Genomic DNA, 2907 nt, shown 5'->3' on the forward strand with positions numbered 1-2907 from the left:
TGTGGGTTTGGTAGCTTACTTTATTTTAAGTCAGCAAGCCGATCCGTATTTAGAGAAGAGCGAAACTAATCTAAGTACTGCCACGACTAAGCTTGAAGGCGCACAAAGAGAGTATAACGAGTTTTTTGGCGGTGATCCTGATGCTTTTGTTAATAATAAACGCAATATCCTCAATGGTGCTAGGACCAACCTTAACAATATCGTTGAAGAGCGTAAGTATCTAGACGGTAAGCTAAAAGAAATTTCAAAGCTTACCTATAATGAAAAGAACTGGGCTAAGTTTATGGATAGCCTCTCAACGATCGCAGAGAATAACAATATTAAAATTTATGCTATTCACAGCGATAGAAGAGAGCCTAGCATCAAACAAATTTTTCAGCCTGAAGCTTTGTTGGATATAGATGTGAAATTTGAAGGAGCATTTTCGAATGTCCTTAGGTATATCAACCTTATAGAACAATCGGAGATGATCGTAGATGTAAATAAGATGGATATCAATGCCACTAAAAATGGCAAAATCGGTGGAAGCATCGGTATATCTATCTGGGGAGTAAATTACTAATGAAAAAGTTAATTTTATGCTCTTTGCTACTTTCTACTGCTCTATTTGCTGTAGATGATAATCAGACGGTGGCGCCTAGTAATGGAGCCTATAAAGCTAAGTACGATGCGATATTCGATGATCTTAGTAAGCCTAGAGTGGGTCTTAGCGATGAGCAGATAGCTTCTTTGCAAGATCCGTTTTATCCTAAAGAAGCCAATGCGCCTAGAGAAGCTAATCAGCAGGTGGATCTAGGTTATCAGCTAGTAGGTATTATGGGCGATAAGGTTAAGCTAAACGATAAGTGGTATGGTTTGGGCGAGTATGTAGGCTCATATAAGATCGTGCAAATAACGGGCAATAGCGTTATTATTACCAACGACGATGAAAATAAAGTCGAACTAACACTAAAACAAGGAAGTCAAAATGTCATTATTACATATAAGTAAAAAGCTTAGCATAGCCGCTATGCTTGCTTTGTCTGTTACGGCTACTAGTCTATATGCCGCTCCTGCAACTGCAGGTAACTGCGATAGGAAAGCGCTAAATATTAAGATTAACGATACCGTTACGCTAAACGAGATGCTAACTCAGCTATCCGATATGTGCCGCTTTTCAGTGGTAGCAAAAGACGCTATCGCTCAAGAGGAGATGAGTAAGCCACTGCAGGGCGTAAGCATCAAAGACCTTTCTTTACGCGAAGTTTTAGATCTACTCATAAAAGAGAATAATCTAAGCTATGAGTATTCTCATGGCATATTAAAAATTTCAGCGCTAGAGACTAGGACTTTTAAAGTGGATTACATCACCTCTATTAGAGAAGGCACTGCTGTTACTAAATCTTCTGTCGATTCCGCACCTACGAAAGTGGATGATAGCGACGATAAAGAAAATAAAGAAGATAATAAGATCACTACCAAAGAGAAATTTGATTTTTGGGAGAAGATTAGCGAGGAAATCACCTCTGTTTTAAATAACGGTACCGAAAAATACGTCGCAGTCGCTCCTATTATAAATCAAAATGCCGGTTTAGTAACCGTTACTGCTATGAAGTCTCAGATAGCTCGTGTAGATAGATATCTAAGCGGTATGCAAAAACGCCTTAGTCGTCAAGTCTTGCTAGATGTAAATATCATATCTGTCGAGCTAAATAACGAATACACCACCGGTATAGATTGGAGTAAATTTCAACTAGGATTTAATACCTATGTAGGTGGAGATCCAAAGAAACTTTCAGGCTATCACATAGATAACGGCAATAGAGGAAAGGCTAGCGATACTCACGGAACTTGGACGATAGGAGCTAATCTAAATTTCAATATCGACGGTTTGATTAATTTCCTAGAGACTAAGGGCAAAACCAAGATTATTTCAAGCCCTAAGGTAACTACGATGAATAATCAGCCTGCTATTATCTCTGTAGGTGATACCATTAACTACGTATTAAAATCTACTACTACAGGTGATTATCAAGGCGGAGATACTCAGTCAGATGATCAGTATTCGATCTTTGTAGGTATTCTTTTGAATATCTTGCCTGAAATTTCAGATGATAATAGGATTATGCTACGAATTAATCCGTCTTTAAGTTCTCTTAAATATGCAGAAGATAATGTAAGGAAAGAGAATGGCAGAAGAGATATCGCACCTGATACCTTGCAAAAGAAACTCTCTAGTGTAGTTTGGGTAGATGATGGCGATACTGTAATTTTAGGCGGTTTGATTGGTGCAACTAAGTCCAAGAATAACACTAGGGTGCCTGTGCTAGCTGAAATTCCATTAATCGGAAATCTTTTCAAAAGCACTGCCGATGTTTTGAGCACATCGGAGCTGATCTTCGTAGTAACTCCACATATCATCGACAATACCGGCGCGCCGCTTGCTACCTCTCTTAAAGAGCTAGGCTACTCAAAATCCATCTACGAAAATGAGTAATAACTATACGGCGATCAAGGAGATTTTTATCGAGGATAACGAAGTCTCAGACTTCGTTAATCTCGATAAATCGACCCTTGCTTATCATAAAATTTTAAATGCTTTGCAAAAGCCGTTAAAACTTATACTTTTCTACGGCAAACCGGGCTGTGGCAAGACATTTTTGCTTAATAAGATCAAGGTCGATCTTGAAAAAAAGGTAAGAGTCGTATTTGTGCCGCAGCCGTTTTTTGATGAGAAAGAATTTTTCTTAGAGCTTTATTCTCAGATATTTCACTCTACGCCGAGTGAACCGATAGATAATTATGAAAATTTTATGCGGGTTTACAGAGAGAGATTTGGAATTTCTACTAACGTAGGAGCGGTAGAGCAGGTCGTTATTTTGCTCGACGAAGCTCAGCTGTATCCCGGGAATTTAATAGAAAAAATTC

4 protein-coding genes are annotated in these 2907 nt (G+C 38.6%); all 4 read left to right on the plus strand.

Features of this window, described 5'->3' with window-relative positions:
* The coding region (locus Q0537_RS08900) for a hypothetical protein (RefSeq protein WP_299227310.1) at positions 1–562 on the plus strand (562 nt) is incomplete at its 5' end.
* A 23-nt stretch (positions 563–585) separates the two neighbouring features.
* The gene (locus Q0537_RS08905) at positions 586–990 is read left to right on the plus strand and encodes a hypothetical protein (RefSeq protein ID WP_299227312.1); all 405 of its coding nucleotides are present in this window, start codon (positions 586–588) and stop codon (positions 988–990) included.
* A complete protein-coding gene (mshL, locus tag Q0537_RS08910) occupies positions 968–2476 on the plus strand; it encodes a pilus (MSHA type) biogenesis protein MshL (protein ID WP_297946461.1) in 1509 nt (502 codons plus the stop codon). Before Q0537_RS08905 ends, mshL begins: the two co-directional genes overlap by 23 nt.
* Positions 2469–2907, plus strand: a 439-nt coding sequence (locus tag Q0537_RS08915) for an AAA family ATPase (protein WP_299227315.1), incomplete at its 3' end; no start/stop codon positions are given. The genes mshL and Q0537_RS08915, both read left to right, overlap by 8 nt.

The organism is uncultured Campylobacter sp. (genome assembly GCF_938017775.1).
Classification (GTDB): Bacteria; Campylobacterota; Campylobacteria; order Campylobacterales; family Campylobacteraceae; genus Campylobacter_B.